At 69.1% G+C, this 19,607-nt stretch carries 17 protein-coding genes; all 17 read left to right on the forward strand.

All coding sequences use genetic code 11. From position 1 onward, the window contains the following. The first annotated feature begins 952 nt into the window (after window positions 1-952). Entirely contained in the window at window positions 953-1,243 is a 291-nt protein-coding gene (locus IF22_RS0121630) for a pilin (RefSeq protein ID WP_244236120.1), read from the forward strand. 11 nt (window positions 1,244-1,254) lie between these two features. Then, complete coding sequence (locus IF22_RS0121635) at window positions 1,255-2,172, forward strand: TrbL/VirB6 family protein (protein WP_030334804.1); 918 nt, start codon at window positions 1,255-1,257, stop codon at window positions 2,170-2,172. After that, on the forward strand, window positions 2,169-3,059 hold the full coding sequence (locus IF22_RS0121640; RefSeq protein ID WP_030334806.1) for a PrgI family protein: 891 nt from the start codon (window positions 2,169-2,171) through the stop codon (window positions 3,057-3,059). The genes IF22_RS0121635 and IF22_RS0121640 overlap by 4 nt, the downstream gene beginning before the upstream one ends. A 20-nt stretch (window positions 3,060-3,079) precedes the next feature. Then, on the forward strand, window positions 3,080-4,807 hold the full coding sequence (locus tag IF22_RS0121645; RefSeq protein WP_030334808.1) for a VirB4 family type IV secretion system protein: 1,728 nt from the start codon (window positions 3,080-3,082) through the stop codon (window positions 4,805-4,807). Beyond that, complete coding sequence (locus IF22_RS0121650; protein WP_030334810.1) at window positions 4,807-7,266, forward strand: type IV secretory system conjugative DNA transfer family protein; 2,460 nt, start codon at window positions 4,807-4,809, stop codon at window positions 7,264-7,266. The genes IF22_RS0121645 and IF22_RS0121650 overlap by 1 nt, the downstream gene beginning before the upstream one ends. A gap of 203 nt (window positions 7,267-7,469) precedes the next feature. Beyond that, entirely contained in the window at window positions 7,470-8,321 is an 852-nt protein-coding gene (locus tag IF22_RS34640; RefSeq protein WP_030334812.1) for a replication-relaxation family protein, read from the forward strand. Between the two features lie 313 nt (window positions 8,322-8,634). After that, window positions 8,635-9,324, forward strand: a complete 690-nt coding sequence (locus tag IF22_RS0121660; protein WP_030334814.1) for a hypothetical protein — start codon at window positions 8,635-8,637, stop codon at window positions 9,322-9,324. 97 nt (window positions 9,325-9,421) lie between these two features. After that, on the forward strand, window positions 9,422-10,153 hold the full coding sequence (locus tag IF22_RS0121665; protein ID WP_030334816.1) for a hypothetical protein: 732 nt from the start codon (window positions 9,422-9,424) through the stop codon (window positions 10,151-10,153). A 28-nt stretch (window positions 10,154-10,181) separates the two neighbouring features. Further along, a complete protein-coding gene (locus tag IF22_RS33265) occupies window positions 10,182-10,748 on the forward strand; it encodes a hypothetical protein (RefSeq protein ID WP_245233696.1) in 567 nt (188 codons plus the stop codon). Between the two features lie 179 nt (window positions 10,749-10,927). Then, the gene (locus IF22_RS0121675) at window positions 10,928-12,211 is read left to right on the forward strand and encodes an MSCRAMM family adhesin SdrC (protein WP_051708697.1); all 1,284 of its coding nucleotides are present in this window, start codon (window positions 10,928-10,930) and stop codon (window positions 12,209-12,211) included. A gap of 77 nt (window positions 12,212-12,288) precedes the next feature. Then, window positions 12,289-13,278 carry a DUF932 domain-containing protein gene (locus IF22_RS0121680; RefSeq protein WP_030334820.1) on the forward strand — a complete coding sequence of 330 codons (990 nt, stop codon included), beginning with the start codon at window positions 12,289-12,291 and terminating at the stop codon, window positions 13,276-13,278. 119 nt (window positions 13,279-13,397) lie between these two features. Then, entirely contained in the window at window positions 13,398-13,799 is a 402-nt protein-coding gene (locus IF22_RS0121685; protein WP_030334822.1) for a hypothetical protein, read from the forward strand. Beyond that, window positions 13,796-14,236, forward strand: coding sequence for a hypothetical protein (locus IF22_RS0121690; protein WP_030334824.1), 441 nt, complete (start codon window positions 13,796-13,798; stop codon window positions 14,234-14,236). The genes IF22_RS0121685 and IF22_RS0121690 overlap by 4 nt, the downstream gene beginning before the upstream one ends. Before the next feature lie 100 nt (window positions 14,237-14,336). Next, on the forward strand, window positions 14,337-14,666 hold the full coding sequence (locus IF22_RS35125; RefSeq protein ID WP_156057796.1) for a hypothetical protein: 330 nt from the start codon (window positions 14,337-14,339) through the stop codon (window positions 14,664-14,666). Window positions 14,667-15,157: 491 nt separating this feature from the next. Beyond that, entirely contained in the window at window positions 15,158-16,177 is a 1,020-nt protein-coding gene (locus tag IF22_RS0121705; RefSeq protein WP_030334826.1) for a C40 family peptidase, read from the forward strand. Between the two features lie 82 nt (window positions 16,178-16,259). Next, window positions 16,260-16,682 carry a hypothetical protein gene (locus tag IF22_RS0121710; protein ID WP_030334828.1) on the forward strand — a complete coding sequence of 141 codons (423 nt, stop codon included), beginning with the start codon at window positions 16,260-16,262 and terminating at the stop codon, window positions 16,680-16,682. Between the two features lie 1,461 nt (window positions 16,683-18,143). Further along, complete coding sequence (locus tag IF22_RS33270; RefSeq protein ID WP_051708698.1) at window positions 18,144-19,580, forward strand: PD-(D/E)XK nuclease family protein; 1,437 nt, start codon at window positions 18,144-18,146, stop codon at window positions 19,578-19,580. Window positions 19,581-19,607 lie beyond the last annotated feature (27 nt).

Here is a 19,607-nt window from a genome sequence, read left to right on the forward strand (position 1 = left end):
GGTGACGACGGGCCGCCGGCTCAGTCCGAGCAGTGGTCCGAAGCCGATGGTGGCCTAGGCCTGACCCACAGCTCTGCGGTATCCGCGAATTATGTACTTGATTCGCCTAATTGGGTGGTGGATGCCACGCTCGCGACCTCGGCCACCAACACGACTCACTGTTCCGCGCCGCTCGTCCACCGTTTTCGCGGTCACAGTGGTGGCGTTGACATCAAGCCGGCCCGACGGGAGCCGGCCCAGACGGCTCGTTAGTAGCTGGGATTCCAGGTGTCAGTGCGCCGCCATCGGCAGATTGGCAAGCGGCATCGCCCAGCGCTCCGTGCCGAAATCGGATCGGTTGCTAGCACGGTGGCAGGCCGCGCGGGGACGAGTCGGTCGGACTTGCTGTCGGCTCCGCCTGAAAACTGACCCCGTGATTCCGGGGGGGACAGAGGGGTCCAGGTTGATCCGGCGTCGACACTTGCCTGCCTTGCCTCTCACCGCCGCCCCCTTGGTTGTCCTGTCTCAGCGGAACTGCCCGACGATTGCGTTCTGCCCGTCAATTCAAGTGGGACGGGACACGTGACCTCAACCATGGCCCGCCTGGGGCGACTGGGCCGAGAAACACGCCTGGTCGAGGCAACAACAATGAGAACCGGCGCAGGTCAACTGGGAAAGGAGACCAGGGGATTACGTAAGGCACTGACCGGTCTTGTCGGGTCGTGACAGGCGCGTGGTGAGTTCGATCGGTCTGACAGCCGAGTTCTGGGCGGTGCATGTCATCCATGGCATGCCCGCCCGGTAGGGATCTCCTATCCAGTGAGGCTGATGGTCCGGCACGGCTGGCGCGGCGTACTGACACCGCAACCCTTCGCTTAACGTAAGGGAGGAGCGCCCCCACCGGTCCAATCGAAGCTTCGCCTTGGTCCCCACCGCGGCGGCCCGCAGATTTTTGTGGAGCGTCGCTATGCACATGACTCTGTCAGTCCTGTCCGACCTCGCCGCCACCGCGCCGCAGCCGCTGGCGGCCCCGAAATCAATCAACGAGGTCATTTCCTCGATCACCGCGTGGATCATGGGCATCATCGCGCTGGTAGCGACAATGTTCCTGGTCATCGGTGGCCTCCGGTACATGGCCGCTGGCGGTGACCCGGCCCAGGTCGAGCAGGCGAAGGGTAACTTCAAGTCTGCGTTGATCGGCTACGCGTTGGCGGTGCTGTCCCCCGTGATCCTGCAGGTGCTGCAGGGCATCATCGGCGGCTGAGGGCATCGATCATGGTCGACTGGATGATGAATGGCCTGGTGGAATGGCTCGCCGAGCGGCTGCAAGACCTGCTCGGCGGACTCCTGGCCTATCTGACGTCGTGGATGTTCCTGTCGCCGGACGTCACCGTCTTGCCGCAGGTGCAGACCATCGCCGCGAAGAGCGCGATGGTCGTCAACGTCTGCTACATCCTCGCGCTACTGACCGCCGGCGTCGTGACGATGACCAGCAGTTCGTTCGAGATGCGATACGGCGTCAAGGAATTCCTGCCACGCCTCGTCGTCGGGTTCATCCTGTCGAACGTCGCGGTCCCGCTCTGCGCCGTGCTCATCTCTGTCGCCAACGCGTTGACGGTTTCCATGGTCGGCACCGCGGCGCCGACCACACAAGCGGTCACGATGGCCCGCACCCACGTGGCCGCCGCCCTCATCGACCCCGCCAACGCCCTCGTCGCCCTGATCATCGGGCTGCTGATCGTCGGGCTGATGTTCACCCTCGTCACCGGTTGGGTCGTACGCGTTGCGGTGCTGGTCATCCTGGCCGGGCTCGCCCCGGTCGCGCTGGCCTGCTATGGCCTGCCCTGGACGCAACCCACCGCCGACCTGTGGTGGCGCAGCCTGCTGGGCTGCCTCGGCACGGCCGTGCTGCAGGCCGTCGCGTTCTCCAACGGCATCCAACTGCTCACCGACCCGGACGCGAGCATTCCGGTCCTGATCGGCCTGCCGAGCTCAGACGTGCTGAACCTGCTGCTGGTCGCGGTGGTTCTGTGGATAACGGTCAAGATCCCCGGGATGATGCGCCGCTACGCAATGGGCAGGGGCTCGCCGAACATCGGCGGGGTTCTGCTACGGGCAGTGGTTATCCAGGGCATCACCCGTCGTCTCCCGCTTGGTGGGCCGCGACGTGCCGCCTTGCGAGGTGGGCGATGACGATCGAGGACAACGTTCCGCGTGCCGTCGTCCCGGCCAACGTCAACGAGCCCGACCGTATCGCGTTCGGGCTGACGTTCAGACAACTGGGCATCGTCGGCGGCGCCGGCCTCGTCGGGTTCGGTGTCTACCGCACGTTCGGGCATCTGCTGCCGCAGGTGGCGTGGATCGTCGCCGGAGCGATCGTGTTCGCGGTGGCGGTCGTGGTGGCGCTCGGCCGCCGTGACGGCCTGCCGCTGGACGTGTGGCTGCGGCACGGGTTCGTACTCAGTCGCAAGCCGCGCACTCTCGCCCCTGGTGCAGCTCGGGCCAGCTCGATCGCGGTCGTGGCCGGCAATCCGAGCCTTCCGGCGCCGCTGCGTTCTCCCGTCACGGCGGTCAGCCCGACCGGACTTCTGACCAGTGAGGGCCGCGGCAAGGTCCTGATCGCCTGCGGCACCACGAATATCCACCTGCGCACCGGCGGTGAACAGGGCTCGCTGCTGGAAGGGTTTGGTCGGTTCCTCAACAGCCTGACCGGGCCGGCGCAGATCGTCGTGGCTGCGCAGCGGCACGACCTGACCGTCTACGCGCAGGCGACCGTCGATCACGCACCACGGCTGGCGCACCCGGCGTTGCAGGCCGCCGCCGACGACTACGCCGAGTTCCTGCTTGACCTCGACAGCCAGCGTGATCCGCTGCGCCGTCAGGTCCTCGCTGTCATCAGCGGGGAGCTTGGGGCCGACGCGGCGGTGCGCGCGCTGTGCGGGCTCGGTGTCGAAGCCACAGTTTTGGACGGGCCGGCTGTCGCCTCCGCGCTCGCCGGGGCGGTCGATCCGTTCTCCCCGCCGGTGCCTGGTCCGCGTGCGGTGCCCGGCGCCCCGGTCACCCTGCGGAGCACATCGTGAACCTGTTAAGAAGGCCGAAGATGAGTTTCGCGGCTGGCGAGGATATGTCCTCCCCCGCCGCGTTGTCGGTCACGCCGTGGCACGTGCAGGTCGGCGACGGGTATGCCGCCACCTACGCGGTGTGCGGGTATCCGGCCGAGGTCGGCCCAGCCTGGCTCGACCCGCTGCTGTCCTACCCCGCACGGGTCAACGTCTCGGTGCACCTGGACCCGGTGGCGCCGCAACTGGCCGCGCCGATGCTCAAGCGCCAGCGCGCCCGCCTGGAATCCTCACGCCGGCTGGACGCCGACCAGGGACGCTTGGGTGATCCCATGGTCGAGGCGGCCGCAGCCGACGCTGCCGACCTCGCTGAACGCGTCGCCCGTGGCGCGGCGAAACTCTTCGACACCGGCATCTACGTCACCATCCACGCCCGTACCCTCGACGAGCTGCGCACCGTCACCGCGGGCGTGAAATCCGCCGCCGCCAGCGTGCTACTGGACCTGCAACCGGCTACCTTCCGCCACCACCAGGGCTGGATCTCCACTCTGCCAGTCGGCGTGGACGCACTACGCATGCGCCGCATCCTCGACACCACCGCCCTCGCGGCGGCGTTTCCCCTCGCCGCGGCGGACCTCGCTGCCCCGGCCCCCGGCACCATCGCGGCGCCCGAAGGCCTGCTGTACGGGATCAACACGACCAGCAACGGGGTCGTGATGTGGAACAGGTGGGCGCAGGACAACCACAACTCGGTCGTCCTGGCCCGCTCCGGCGCGGGTAAGTCGTACTTCGTCAAGTTGGAGGTCTTGCGGAACCTCTACCAGGGCACAGTCGTGTCCGTCATCGACCCCGAAGACGAGTACGCGCCCCTCGCCGAGCACGTCGGCGGCACGGTCGTGCAGCTGGGCCAACCGGGCGTCAGGGTCAACCCCCTCGATCTGCCCGCCGACCACCGGCCCGACACCCTCACCCGACGCGGCCTGTACCTGCACACCCTGATCTCGGTCATGCTCGGAGCGACCCCGCCGCCCGGCGAACGCGCCGCCCTGGACCGAGCGATCACCGCCACCTACGCCCGCGCCGGAATCAACGGCGACCCGGCCACCTGGACAAAACCCGCACCGCTGCTGCGGGACCTCGCCGACACGCTCTCAGCCGACGACGACCCCGCCGCCGGGCAGCTCGCCGCCCGGCTCACCCCGTGGACGGTCGGGAACTTCGCCACCCTGTTCGACGGGCCGACCACGACCGTCCCGCGAGGGCACCTGGTGGTGTGGTCGCTGCGGCACCTGCCCGACGAGCTGCGCACGCTGGGCACGCTGCTGGCGCTCGACTCGATCTGGTCGGGCATCGACACCCCCGCCACCGCCGCCCGCCGGCGGCGGCAGCTCGTCGTGGTGGACGAAGCCTGGCTGCTGATGCGCGACGGCGAAGGCAGCCGGTTTCTGTTCCGGATGGCCAAGGCGGCCCGGAAGCGGTCCGCCGGCCTGTGCGTGATCACCCAGGACGCGGCCGACGTGCTGTCGACCGACCTCGGCCTCGCCGTGGTGTCCAACGCCGCCACGCAGGTCCTGATGCGCCAGAGCACGCAGTCCATCGACGCGGTGTCCGAGGCGTTCGGCCTGACCGCCGGGGAGGCGCGGCTGCTGCTGTCGGCGCCACGCGGCGAAGGGCTGCTCGTCGCCGGTCGTAGCCGGATCCCGTTCCGCGCGGTCGGGTCGGCGGCCGAGCACAGGCTTGCCGTAACCGGGATCGGGGAGGCCGACTGATGACCGCCCCGACGTGGCCTACCGACCTCGGGCACTGGATCATCGCCCGGCCATGGCTCGGCGTTGTCGCCGCCGCCGCGATCGTCGCAGCGGTGGTGGGCCACGGCCAGCTACTCACCTGGCGGCACCAGCGGTTCGCGGCTGGCGCGCGGTGGCTGACCATCGCCGCACCGCCGGAGGTTGCCGCCGAAGCCGCCGCCGCGTTCTGGACGACGCTCACGGGCGTGCTGACACCGTCGGTGTGGCGACGCAGGATGTACGGGTACCCACACGTCGGGTGGGAATACACCTGGACCGGCCGTGCCCTGACCATCCGGGTCTGGGTGCCGGGCACGGTGCCGCCCGGCGCGGTCGAAGCCGCCGTCCGGGCGGCCTGGCCCGCCGCGACCCTCACGACCACGGATGCCGCCGCGCCGATCCCTGCCCAGGTGAGCGAGCAGGTGGGCGGGGCGCACTGGCCGCAGCACACCGACGGGCTGCCGCTGCGCAGCGAGCACGACACCGACCCGCTTCGGGCGTTGCTTGCCGCCGGGGCCGAGGCCCGGCACCGCGAACACGCGTGCGTGCAGATCCTCGCCCGCCCGGCACCCGCCCGCCGCGTGCGGGTGGCCCGCAGGGCGGCGGCCACCACCCGCAATCACCCCCACGGGCGGCCCGACATCGCGGCCGACGCTGTCTCGGGTGCGGCGCGGTTGGCCATCGAGCCTCTGCTGTGGCTCCTGGAGGTCTTCCTGCCCGGCCCGTCCCGGCCGCACAGCCCGACGCGCGCCGCAGCGGCGCGGGCAGCCGAACGGGATCCGGTAGCCACCGCCAACGCCCGCAGCGTCGTGGACAAGGCGGTGCGGGTGCCGCACTTCGAGATCGCGGTTCGCTTCGCCGTCGCCGCCGACCGCGCACCAGTCAACAAGGAGCAGGCCAACCACGTCCGCGAACGCCTCCGCGGGCTCGGCCATACCATCGCCTCGGCCGCCGCGGCGTACACCGGCCCGAACCGGCTACGCCGGATGAAGATGCCCCACCCGGTGGCCACGATCGCCGGACGGCGGCTGCGGCGCGGGTTCCTGGCCACCGTCCCGGAACTCTCGGCCCTCGCCGCGCTGCCGCAAGACCTCGCCGTCCCGGGCCTCGATCGGGCCCGGGCCAAGGCCGTGCCGGCGCCCGTGCAGGTCCCCTCCGGCGGCCGGGGCGTGAAGGTGCTGGGCCGCTCACAGATCGGCCACCACAGCATCGGCATGCATGTCACCGACGCCCGCCAGCACGTGCACGTCGTCGGCAAGACCGGCGTCGGCAAGTCCACGCTGCTGCTGAACATGATTCTCGGCGACATCAAGTCCGGACGCGGGACCGTGGTCATCGACCCGCGTGGAGACCTCATCACCGACATCCTCGACCGCTTACCCGCCTCCTACGCCAAGAAGATCGTGATCATCGATCCGGACCAGGAGAACCCCGGCTGCTTCAACCCCCTCGATGACGGCGGGGACCCTCACCTGGCCGTGGACAACCTCGTCGGCATCTTCGCGAAGATCTTTCAAGGCCAGTGGGGGCCCCGCATGGACGACACCATGCGTGTCGCCTGCCTCACCCTGATGCGCCATGCGAAACCAACCCTGAGCCTGGTCCCATCGCTGTTGCAGGACCGGGACTTCCGGGCCCGGTTCACCCACGGCCTGGACGACCCGGACGGCCTCGGCGGGTTCTGGCTCTGGTACGACGGCATCAACGAACAGTTCCGGGGCCAGGTCATCGCACCCGTCCTCGCCCGACTCCGGGCCTTCCTCCTGCGAGACTTCGTCAAGAGCGTGATCGGTAATGCCCACTCGTCGTTCGACATGGGCCAGGTCCTTGACGGCGGGGTGCTGCTGTGCCGGCTACCCAAGGGCATCCTCGGCGAGGAGACCAGCCGCATCCTCGGCTCGATGATCGTCGCCCGGGTCTGGCAGGCCGCCATCGCCCGCGCCAGCGTCCCCGAAGACCAGCGCAAGGACGCCAACCTCTACGTGGATGAGTGCCACAACTTCCTCACCCTGCCCGGCAGCGTCGGGGACATGCTGGCCGAGGCCCGCGGCTTCCGGCTCGGGCTCGTCCTGGCGCACCAGGACCTGGCGCAACTGCCCAATGACATCGCCGCGGCGGTGTCGGCCAACGCGCGCACGAAGCTGTTCTTCAACGTCGACCCCGCTGACGCGCGGGACCTGTCCCGACACACCAAACCGGAGCTGGACGAACACGACCTCGCGCACCTCGATGTCTATACGGCTGCTGCCCGGCTGTTGGTCGGCAATCGGGAGTTACCCGCGTTCACCTTCGTGACCAACCCGCCGGCGCCGCTGGTGGGTGAAGCGACCGCGATCCGGCAGGAGTGCGCTTCCTCGCATGGCCGCACCGGTGGTGAGCCGCCGATGCAGCAGCTCGCTCGTACCGCGATGAAGCGGCGTATGACCGACCGTGACCGCTAAGCACTCCGGCTCGCATCGGGGCTCGGCTGGGTGCGGCACCGGGGACTCGTCTGGGGGTGTCCGCGACACGAGTCCCCACACGAGTCCCACGCCCCTGGTCTGTCAGGTGCCTGACCTGCCCGAACCCGCCCGACACCAGCACTGGAACCGAGATCAACTCATCCAGACTCCCTATGGGACTCTCTCTCCAGGGGTGTATCCACATGCCGCAGTCACGACCGGTCACCCTCCTGTCCATCTATCCCCACATCACCAGCCGTGACCGTCGGCTTCTCCAGCTGCTCGATGACCACCAGGTCCTCACCACCGATCAGATTCACCGCATGCTGTTCCTCGCCCGACGGACCTGTCAGATCCGCCTCGGTGAACTGGCCGCCCTGGGCCTGCTGGACCGGTTCCGGTTCGCCCGCGCCGGGGGTGGTAGCCAGCCGTGGCACTGGACGCTCGGCCACCAGGGGCACCGGTTCCAAGCCGCCGCTCACCGCCGGCCCGAACCGACCCTGCGTACCAGCCGTCAGTGCGTCGACCGGCTCTCGGCCAACCCGAACCTGACCCACCTGCTCATGGCCAACGAGTTCTTCGTCCGGCTCACCGTGCATGCCCGCCAACACCCCCAGGCGCGCCTGGACCGGTGGTGGTCCGAGACGATGACCACCAAGCAGTTCCGCACCATCACCGCCGACGGTCACGGCCTGTGGAGCGTCGCCGACGCCACGGTGGGGTTCTTCCTGGAGGCCGACACCGGCACCGAACCCCTCGGCCGGGTGGTGGCCAAACTCGACCGGTACGCGCAGCTGATCCGCCGCGGCGGCCCCCGCTACCCGGTGCTGCTCTGGCTCAGCAGCGAGCAACGCGAAGATCACCTGCACCAACTCCTGCGCGGCCAGCGCGAAGATGTACCGGTCGCGACCGCCACCCACACCGCCGAACCGGCCGAGGCCGTCTGGCTCCCGGTAGGCGCCACCTCTCGGGTTCGGCTCGCCGAGCTGCCCAGCGACCACGGGCAGCCCGTGGCGGACAACCCCAACTACGACGACGGTGTCTTCGTACCCTGACAGACCCTGGCACTCCCACGGCGAATCCTGTCAGCGCAGCTCACCCGGCATGGTCAAGGTTCCTGACAACGCTGACGCTGTCAGGTCCCACAGCTACGGTGCAGCTTCTTCTCTCTTTGCTCGCACCGCCGCCCCGTCCGGTCCTCCTCGGATCTGCCCGCGCCAGCGGGATCACCCACAGCCCACCCTCGGTCGGCTCGTGATTCACGCCCCGCGCCGTACACGGCAACTTTCCCGGCCCAGACGCCGCGCGCCGGTGGCACCACCGCGCATCCCACTCCACGCCCGCTGTTCCCGAAGGGAGCACCCCGTCATGCCCACACCCCGCCCGCTCACCGCTTCGGTGATCACCGTCTGCTTCGCCCCCGGCGAGGACGCCGACTGGTTCGCCGCCTCGGAGAAGGTCAACGATCTTCTGCACGCCAACGGCACCCCCGCCCGCCGCTACCAGGTCCGCCACCGCCGCCTCATCGGCTGGCTGACCCGATTCCTCGGCTACTACCTCCTCGACGCCGCCCGCCGCTTCGGCGCGGTCACCATGGCCGCCGGAGGCCGCAAGGGTCGCCTCGACCTGACCGGCACCGCCGCCACAGCCTCCCACTACGCCGCCCTGCGCTGGCGGGCCTGGAACACCCACATCGCCGCGACAACCCGTCCGGCCCGCCCCTTCGAGGACTACCTCGCCCAGCACCACGCCGACCCGACCAAGGTCAGCGTGGCCGAGGCCCGCCGCCGCTTCGAGCAACAGCCCCGCGTCCTGGCGATGCTCGCTCTCTCCTTCGACCCGTACGAGCTGTCCGTCTACCAGGCCGGCGAAGCCACCTACGTCGGGCTGCACTGGCGCATCGCGCTGATCGGCGACGCGCTGATCACCACCGACGGCCGCCTGCTCGCCCCGGCCACTGAATCCGTCGCCGACCGGTTCCGCTTCCTCAACGAAGCCTGCGCCTACGTGCGTGGCCTGCGCTCCAGCGCACGCCTGTGCGCCGTCGCCATCGCCTAACCACCTACCACCTGAAGCACCCCGCACCGGTCGCAGCCCCGCTGCGACCGGTGCTCGGCATGCCCACAACCCAACCCGTCCGCGAAGGAGAACTCTCGTGTTCCTGACCGATCCGGCGCTGCGGCGCATCGCCGCCGACACCAACGACGTCCTGCCCGAGCACCTGTGGCGCCACGACACCGCCACCCCCGACCCACTCGGCGACCTTGCCCGCATCCTGCACAGGACTGCCCGCGACTTCACCGACAGCACCACCGGCCTCGATGAGGCCCTCGCCCGAGTGGGTGTGCTCGCCGAGACGGCCCGGCAAGGGTTGGCCGCCCGCGTCGACCTGCACATCGCCGCCTACCACCAGACGCTCACCGACGCGCTCATCGCCCGCGAACGGCACAACGTCCTCGGAGCCGCGCTCATCACCTGCTACCACGCCTGGCGCAACCACCGGCCGATCGGTGACGGCGACGAGCGGTACCTCCTGCTGCGGCGCTGCGACCCGTCGCGTGGCGTGGCGACGCTACGGCGCAGCGACCCACACACCTGGCTGGTGGTGCCCGACGCCGAGGCCGCGGGCGCATTCAACATCCCCTACCCGGATCGCGTCGTCGGCGAGGTCACCGAGACCGAGCACGGATGGACGCCGACCGCCTACATCGCCCAGCCGCATCACCGAGCCCCGCTCGCCACGGTGTATCCGCTACCCGCTTGCGGTGACCTCGCCTCGGCCTGCAGAGCCCTGCTGCGCTGGTGGCACCTGCGCCACTCCGACACCTGGCGCAACCGCACCCCGGACCAACTCGACCCCGCCGAACTCGCCCACCTCACCAGTTGAAGCCGGGGACCTCATCCCGAACCTCGACATGATCAGCCGCTGGATCACCGCGACGACCGAGCGCACCCTCGACCAACACGCCACCGACCCCAGCCCCGCCGCCGCGCACCTGCCCGAAGCCGCCACCAACCTGCGGCACTTGCGCACCGAGCTGGCGCTCGCGGTGGACCTGCTGCGCACCTTCCTGATGAACAAAGTCGACCTGATCGGTTCCATCAGCACGGTCGCCGCACCGGTGCGGAGCATCAGAGAGCTAATCCGGGAGTACCGGTACACCCGCAACTGGATCGACACCCCACCGGCGACGAGGCTCGGGCCGCATACGCGCAGGCGAACCCGGGCCGGCCAGTGCGGCGGTGCTACGTCAACCCCGGTGACAGGGTCCTGGGCGTCCTGTCACACCGACGCATGCCGTCGGCAGAACCTCGCCGGACACACCACCAACATCAAGGTCGGCACGTCCGACGCCAGGCTCCGTTTGCCCGGCAGCGTCAACCCGCTGCGGCTGTCCCAACCCGACGCCGGCATCTACCGCGACCCGACCGAGGACTGCCTCTACAACCTCCAGCCCGACCAGGCCGTCCCCGGCCACTGACCGGGCGAGGCGGCACCACCCACCGCCACGACCAGCGGGTCGCGCCTGGGCAGCACCCCTCGGCGGCGCACGACCTCACGCGCCTGCCGCGCTGGCCGCTGCCCGCGACCCGGCGCACCACCGCCCGGCACGCCATCGTGCCCGGCGTCCCTCACCAGTTCCCATGGAAGGAAACCCTGATGGAACAGCTGTCGCTGACGCCTGCCACGCAGGCTGTCCTCGACGCCCTGACCGACCTCGGTCAGGGCGACGTCCACGAGTTGGCCGACAAGTCCGGCAAGGCCCGCTCGACCACCGACAAGGCGATCAAAACCCTGGCCGACGCCGGTGTCATCGTCGCGGTGGACACCGACGCCGACCCGGCCGAGGGCACCACCGCCCGGTGGACCCTCGCCACGCCGAGCGACTCCGATACGTTCTCGCCCGTTGACGCGGCCGACGAGACCGACGTCGGCGACCCGGACCTCGACAACACGGCCGGCCAGCCGCACATGGAGGTAGGCCACCAGCCCACCGATGCGGTCCACGGCCCCACTGCCGAGAACGATCGACCGGACGACGGCAGCGATGACGCCGTCGACACGCCGGACACCGAGACGGCCGACCAATCGGGCAGCCAGATCGACAGCGACGACGCGACGGAGCCCGACGGCGCAACGGTGGACGACGCCGACCGTGGCGAGGACGAGCAGGCACCGATCGTCGCGGTCATGCAGCCTGCTCGCCCTGGGGACCGCAAGGTCATGGCCATCAAGGGTGTCCTGGCCGACTACGGGGACATCGGTGCCACGCTGGACCTGATCGTGGGCGAGAGCGGTATCAGTCACCCGACCGCCTCGCGGCTGCTGACCGCGATGGAGCAGGCCAACGCCGCCCGCCGGCTGCCCGGCCTGCCGCAACGGTGGATCGCCGGCCCAACCAAAGCCAGCGAGGTCGACCCGAACCCGGAGCCGCCCCGCTGCCCGCTGTGCTACCAGGTCATCCGCGGCCTGGCCACCGCGCCGAGCGCCACAGCGGCGGTGCTGCCCCTGATCCGGCCGGACGGCACGCTGCACGTCGTCGCATCGGACGGCGAGATCCACATCATCACACTGCCCCGTCGCACGCCGCCGCGCGCGACAGGCATCACCGCGAGCATGGGCCGCCGCAGCGACGCGACCGCCAACGCCGACGGCAGCCAGCCGTTCGGCCGAGGCGAGTTGGAGAAGCTGACCCTCGACGTCCTGACCGCGAACCCAGGCCGGCCGATGAGCCCGCAGGACATCGCCACCGCCATCAGTGCACAACTCGGCCGCGCGGTCAGCTCCGGGGCGGTGCGCAACAACTGCACCAAGGCCGCCGCCGCCGGCCGGATCCTCCTGGTCTCCGATGCGCCGCTGACCTTCATCTACCCGGCCCAGGCCGACCCGAGCCCCACCGTGGAGCAACCCCAGCAGGACGACAACGGCGCCGAGCAGTCCTGACCCGCACCATCCCCAACTCATCGTGGGGGCCGAGCGGATGCGCTCGGCCCCCACGGTATATCGAGAAGGAGAAACCCATGCCGCACGAACTCGAAACGTTCGCCGACGGAACGACCGCTTTCGCCAGCGCCCGCCTCTCGGCCTGGCACCAGCTGGGCACCGTCACCCAGGACACGATGAAGGCCGAGGAGATCATGGCCGCCGCCCGACTCGGCGACTGGGGCGTACGGACCATCCGCACCGTCGGCATCGACATCGTCAACGGAGCCGAGGTGCAGATCCCCGCCGACGACAAGCGCATGACGGTCCGCCGCAACCCGGTCACCAGCGCAACCGAGTACCTGGGCATCGTCGGCACCGACTACACCGTGATTCAGAACGAGCAGTGCGCCGAGCTGCTCGACCGCCTCGTCGATCAGGTAGGCGGCGCCCACTTCGAGACCGCCGGCAGCCTCCGCCGCGGCAAGTCGGTGTTCGTCACGATGAAACTGCCGACGGCGATGGAGATCGCCGGGGTAGACCGGCTGGACCTCTACCTCATCGGCACGACCTCGCACGACGGCACCGCCGCCCTGCGGGTGGACGCCAGCCCGATCCGGGTCGTCTGCGCCAACACCCAACGCGCCGCCTTCGCCCACTCTGCCGGGCACTACACGTTCCGGCACACCTCCAACGTCAACTCCCAGATCAGCCAGGCCCGCGAGGCGCTGGGCCTGATGTGGAAGTACATGGAGACCTTCGAGAAGGCCGCCGAGCGGATGCTCCAGACCGAGCTGACCATGCGCGAGTTCGAGAAGATCGTCATCCAGGTGTGGCCGGTCAAGGACAACGCGTCCGAGCAAACCCGCAACAACGCCAAGCAGCGCCTCGGCACCCTCAAGTACCTGATCCGCGAGGCCGACACCCAGAAGGCCATCTCCGGCACCCGGTGGGCCGGCTACCAGGCCATCACCGAGTACCTCGACCACTACCAGCCCGCCAAGAACGAGTTCGCCCGCGCCAACCGGGTGCTCACTGGCAACGTCGGCGAGCTGAAGGTGGCCGCCTTCGACCTACTGAAGGTCTGACCGCGCCTCGGCCCCTCGGGGCGGCGGTCCACCGACCGCTGCCCCGGACCGCACAGAACGGACATGCCCATGGCAGCACCGAGCACCAGGCGGCGCGGATCAGACGGAACGGCACGCCGATGATCCGCCACATCCGCCACCCCCGCGACCTCCGACAGTCCGTCTGCGGCCTGCCCGCCGCCGATGTTCCGCGGTGGGACACCGAAGACCCGCCGAGCGTCGAGTCCACCTGCGAGGACTGCTACACCCTGCTTCCCGAAGCGCAACGACCCGACGACGCCAACCACCCACCCGGAGACCCCACCCTCATCGACACGCTGCGGCGCATCATCGCCAACCGGCAGCACGCCAAGATCGACGGCGTCCTCGTCGACCTGTGGTCGGCCAGCGTCACCATCCTCATCTGGGACCAGCTCCGCGACGACAAGCGGCAACAGCTGCTGATCCTGCCGTCACACGAGCTGATCCTGCGCTGCATCGCGATCTACACCCGCGTCACCGCGAAAGAGGACCACCAGTGACCGGCCCCCGCCTACCTCAGTGGTTCCACTTCGGGCCGTGGGTGTTCTCGATCGACGCCGCGCAGGCGCTGATCGCGGCGTCGCCCCGCGACACCCGGCCCCTGGACGTGCCGGCCTGGGCCGCCGCGTACGGCCTCGCGCATCTCGACAGCCCGTGGACAACCAGCGTCATCGGCCCGACCAGCACCGCCCTCAACCGGACCTACGCCAGGACCACCGACCTGGCCGAGCCCCTGATCGTGGCGCAGATCAGCGTCGACGAACAGCCGCCCGCCACGCTCCTCATCGACGGAACCCACCGCCTCTACCGCGCCTGGCGCGAACACATACCGCGGCTGCCCGCCTACCTGCTCACCGTCGAGGAAACCCGACAGGTCCAGGACAACCTGCTCCTCGGATCAAGCAGAACCTCCGCCATCCCACCGCCGAACGCATGACGGCCTGACACAACCCGATCCCACCGCGTACGCCTTGGAAGCCGCCCCAACTCCGGCGACGACCCAGGCGTACGCGCATTCACCCCTTGCGGAGGAACCCGTGACGCACACGCCACCGTGGCGCAGGGTCTGCGACTGCCGCTGCATCCTTCACCACCGGCTGCCGCGCACCACCTACAACGAGCCCGGCTGCGCCTGCACCATTACCTGCCCCACCCAACCCCTCGCACTTGTGGCCCGTCAGCGGGGCTGCGCGTTCTTCCTCGACCGTAACGGCGGCCTCTGGCACGTCGCCGCTATGGCCAACGGCACCTGGGACTGGGACAACGCCACCAAGATCGACACCCGCGCCGACGTCCACGACGCCAGCCTCGTCATCGAGCACCTGCTCCGCCAAGCCGCCAACGTCCTCGGCACGTCCACCGACTGACCCGAGGGCTCAACGTGGGCCGCCCACGAGGGCGGCCCACGACCTATTCGTGCTTGACGACCAAGGGAGACATCTATGCACCGCACTCACCGCAACGTCCGCGAGCACGCCTGCGACTGCCGCTGCCCGATCCACCACGGCCAACCACGCTCGATCTACAACAACCCCGGCTGCCACTGCCTGGCCACCTGCGCCAGCCAACCCATGACCCTGCTCGCCCCACAGATAAACGGCGCCGTGTCTCTCGATGTCGCCAACGCCCTCTGGTACGTACCCAGCTTAGAGCCCGGCCACTGGGACTGGTGCTACGCCACCTGGGTCAAGTGGGCCACCCGCTGCTCCCGGCCAGCACCCTGATCGCCGGTCTCCTGCGCGAGGCCCACGCCGCGCTGCTCCCCCTTCTCTACCGCCTCTAGAACGCACGTCGCGGCGTCCAGCCGTGCACCCACACGCGGACCGACCCCTTCCTGCTATCCCGAGAGGTCACCACCATGACAAAGGTCATCATCGGCGCCGTTACCGTCGTCGTCATCGCCTGCCTCGGCCTGCCCCTCCTACTGCTGTCCTCCGTCACCGGCGGCGGCCCCGGCGGATGCGCCATCGTCGCCCCACCCGGCCTACGCCCCTCGGGGCAGCCGTCCGGCCCCGGCCGATGGGACACTGAGCAACTCGACATCGCCGCCACGATCATCGACGTCGGGGTCACCAAAGGCGTACCCCGCTGGGGCTGGATCGTCGCCGTCGCCACCGCCATGCAGGAATCCGGCCTACGCAACCTGCCCTACCTCGGCGACCGCAACGACCACGACTCCATTGGCGTCTTCCAGCAACGCCCCAGCCAAGGCTGGGGCACCAACGCGCAACTGTCCAAGCCCGCCTACCAGGCCGGCATGTTCTTCGACAAGCTCCAGACCGTGCCCGGCTGGCAGACGATGCCGCTCACCCAGGCCGCGCAAGCCGTCCAGGTGTCCGCCTTCCCCGACGCCTACGCCACCTGGACCGACGACGCCCTGCACCTCGTCGAGCAGTTGACCAACACCCTCGCCGACTGCGCCACCGACACCCTCGACGCGCTCCCCGCCGGGTTCGCGTTACCCGCCAACACCCCACCCGCCGTAGCAACCGCCCTCTTCTGGGCTGTCGGCCAGCTCGGCACGCCGTACCGCTTCGGTGGCTCCTGCACCGACCCGCACTCCGGCGACCCCGACAAGCAATGCGACTGCTCCTCGCTGATGCAGTCGGCATACCGGGAAGCCGGCATCTCCATCCCGCGCGTCACCACCGACCAGGTCAACGTCGGCACCCCGGTGGCCGACCCGGCGCTCCTGCTACCCGGCGACCTCGTCTTCATCCCTGGCAGCCATGGCACCATGGCCAACCCCCGCCACGTCGGCATGTACATCGGGCAGGACCTGATCGCCCAGGCGCCGAAAACCGGCGACACGGTCAAGATCTCGCGGCTGAGCAACTGGTTCGGCCAGATCGCCGCCATCAGGCGGGTTGTGCGGTAGCAGCGTCGGATCCCACCTCGATCTCGCCTCATGCCCCATAGCATCACTGCCACCCTTGGTGTGCGCACCGCAGCATGACAGGATGCTCGGCATGGGCGCCGCCAACGATCGCCCCCGTGTAACGCTGGAGATTAATAACGACGGCCTGCTCCTCGTGCAGGATGCTGTCGGCACCTGGCTAATCCAGGGCGCTGCCGACGGGTTGGTGCATCCGGCCGGGGACCGGCTGGTGTGGCTGCTGCCACTGCTGGAGCGCATCCCGACCGACGTCAGGGCGGCGTTGTCTCACGTGCCCCTGACTGACACGCCGCTACCCGCCCTCGTGCGGTTCGCCCTCAGCGCGTGGGGTGAGCATTGGCCGACGCTGGCACTCGACTGGTTGGACTCCGGGTGGCCGATCCGTGATCTGCTTGACGTACTGGCCGACATGAAGGACTCGTGCGCACTCTCCCAGCCGCTTCGCTACCGAGCGCATCGTCTCTGGCGTGCCTCGGCACATACTTGACGGGCCTGACAAGCCCAGATCTCGCTGGTCAGCGCGGATCGCGGTAGATCAGTGGGTTTTGTGCTACGAACGGCAACCCCACGGCCCGTGCTGTTCGTGATCAGTAGGGACGATCGACAAACAGCGCCCAGAGAAGTGGAGCGGCGGCGAACGGCGCCACGGATAAGGCGAGGATCCGCATCCAGAGTGGCAGGCTAGCCTTGAAGGCCAGACAGCAGCCACCGTGGCGTAGCCGCCCGCCAGCAACGCGGTCGGAAACACGGCCAATGGCTGGGGCCCGCAGTCCGACCGGTCCTGCACGAATGGGGGCACGCAGGCCTCGGATGGGGCCATGGAAACGACAATTTCAATGCCCGACAGGCACATGATCGGCAGTAGCGGGATCGCCAACAGCTCGAGTGCGACCGTTTCGCCGACGCTGGTGCGACCCTGCGGCGTCGCCCCGCGCTCGTGTCTGGCTGCTCCGCCCGTGCTCCTGCGGTCCATCATCGTCATCCCCCTGATGCCCGGGGCATTTTTTTATCACGTCGGACCATTGGGATCCAACCTCGACGCCTGCCGTCACAGTGCGGTCAACGTGACATGGAAGTTGAGTAACGACAACCAGAGATCCACGCTGTCCAACGCGCGATCAGCGGCATGAGAGTGAACATCTCGGACGATAGGTTGCCCACTTCGGCCTCGCAGAGGATGCGCTCCAGCATGGGGTGCGACATCTTCACTGCATGCCATCAGAGAAGCGGGATCAATGGTCTCCCCAAGCCCGTGCCGCCCTATCGCCGGCAATCGTCGGGCCGACCGACGCCGATGCGGTGACGGTGTGGGATGGCTCGGCCCGGTTCACATTTGCGTCGAGCGGGTCCCTGCAGGCCCGACTCAGGTGGCAAGTTTATTTACCATTTCGCGCGCACGCCTCCGCAAATGTCACGCGAACCTCGAAAGAAGAGGGTCACGCATTCGGGTGACATTGCTTGACGCCAAGTCCATTTGCGAGTTATCCGGGCCATGCAGCTGCACGGTCCGCAGGGCTGCCGGAAGCCCGTGTCCGGCATGGCCGGCATTGCGGGCGCCGCATGTTCAGCATCAGCCAATCGACTGACGCCCATCCCACGGTCGCGGCCTTCACTTGACACCTCGGCGTTGCTAGCTTGACCGCATGCAGCGACTGCCTATTCACTCTATGCGATCACCTGTTCGAATGCGACGCCGGACGGCGTGGAGGAGTCGAAGGGCGGACTGGTGAGTGAGGAAACGGCGGCGCCCGCAGCCGCAGCCGGCCAGGCGGTGGTCGGCCTGGTGCCTGGGCCGCGAGCCGGTGACGACCCGGCTCCCGGATGGACGGTGCCACCGGGACTGCGGGGATCACCGAATCTCCTGAGGGTCACCTCGTCGCAGCTGAGCGGCGCAGACCGCAGCTGCCCGACCCACCGAGCAGTCAAAGCCCGGCCAGGGCTGCGGGCGATGCACTACATCGATGTCGACGAACCACCGATGGTACTCGGTCTGATCATGGACGTGCTCGATGCCGTCGAGTCCGGGCAGCCACTCGATGCGGCGCTCGGCCTGCTGGACGCGACGTTCTCGTCGGTGGTGGACGCCGACCCGCGCCGCTACATCGCCCATGCCGTCGACACCTACCTGACGGCCACCGCCGACCGGCCACCGCTGCTTCCGCACCGGCACATATGGGCAATCCAGCACGAGTCCGACATCATCCGGGAACTGTGGTCATGGGGACGGCGGTACCAGTCCGCCGACGGCTCGCGGCGGGAACTGCGGTTGCTGCGGGCCAAAAGCCCCGACCCGGCGCGACGCACCAAAGCGGAGGTCGCGGTCGCCGCCTACGTGACCGCGTTCGGTTCGGCTGCCCGCAAGGGCGAGTATTGGGACAAGCCTTTCGAGCTCTACGACGGGCCGACGCCCGAACAGGTGACGGTCCTGGAAATCGGGCTGTTCGACGGTTCCCGGGAGATCCTGTTCGACGGCACGGCGGCTCAGGCCCGCGACAAGTACCAGGCCGAGGGCCGCCAAAAGGTCCCTATCCTGCTGAACGGCTCCGGTGTGCAGACGGGCGGCGACTGCCCGAAATGCAGGCTCAAGGCCGCCTGCCCGGCTGTTGCTCGCGCCGGCGATCTGCTCGGCGTCGTGGCTCGGCCGCGGACACCGCTGCGGAAGGTGTCGGTCAGCGATCTGCGCTATTACGAGCGCTGCCCGGCCCGGTACAGGCTGCAGTCGATGTGGCTGCCGCAGATCAACGAGTACGACCGGTACGCGCGGCTGGGCAAGGCCGTCCACAAGGTCTTGGAACGGCGGCACGCCGCCGCCACCGGGCCGTGCTCGGCGGCAAACATGCCCGAGGGCGACGCGTGGGCGAAGTGGGACCTCGACGAGCGTGAGGTGCGGGCGGGCGTGAAGATGCTGGCCAACCATGCGCTGGTTTGCCCCCTGCACACCGGTACCGGGCTGCGCGTCGAACCCACCTTAGCCTTCCACGACACCTCGGCCCAGGCGATGGTCATCGCCACCCCTGACCTGGTCTATCAAGACAGGGGCGCCTGGGTCTGGCGTGAAACCAAGACCACGCAACGGCCGACGAGCACCCGCCCACTCCTGGACCTGTACCCGCAGCTCGCGTTGGCGACAACGGTGCTGGCGGCCGGGCTGCTGGGCGGCGAGGTCAGCCGTGCCCGGATCGAGCTCGAGGTGTTGCGGCCGGAGTCCTCCGATCTGGTGCCGTTCGACCCGAACGAGCCTGCGAATCTGGCACAAGCGCGCGAGGTGCTGCGCAAACTCGCCCAGCCCTGGCGCGACGACACGGACTTTCCGGCGCGGCCCGGCGAAAACTGTCGTACCTGTCCGGTACGTAGATGGTGTCCCTCCGCCGTCGCCCCGGAGTAGCCCTGGAGCCCCGTGTGCCCGCAGCCG

It is taken from the genome of Micromonospora parva (assembly GCF_000718515.1).
GTDB classification, from domain to species: Bacteria; Actinomycetota; Actinomycetes; order Mycobacteriales; family Micromonosporaceae; genus Micromonospora; species Micromonospora parva.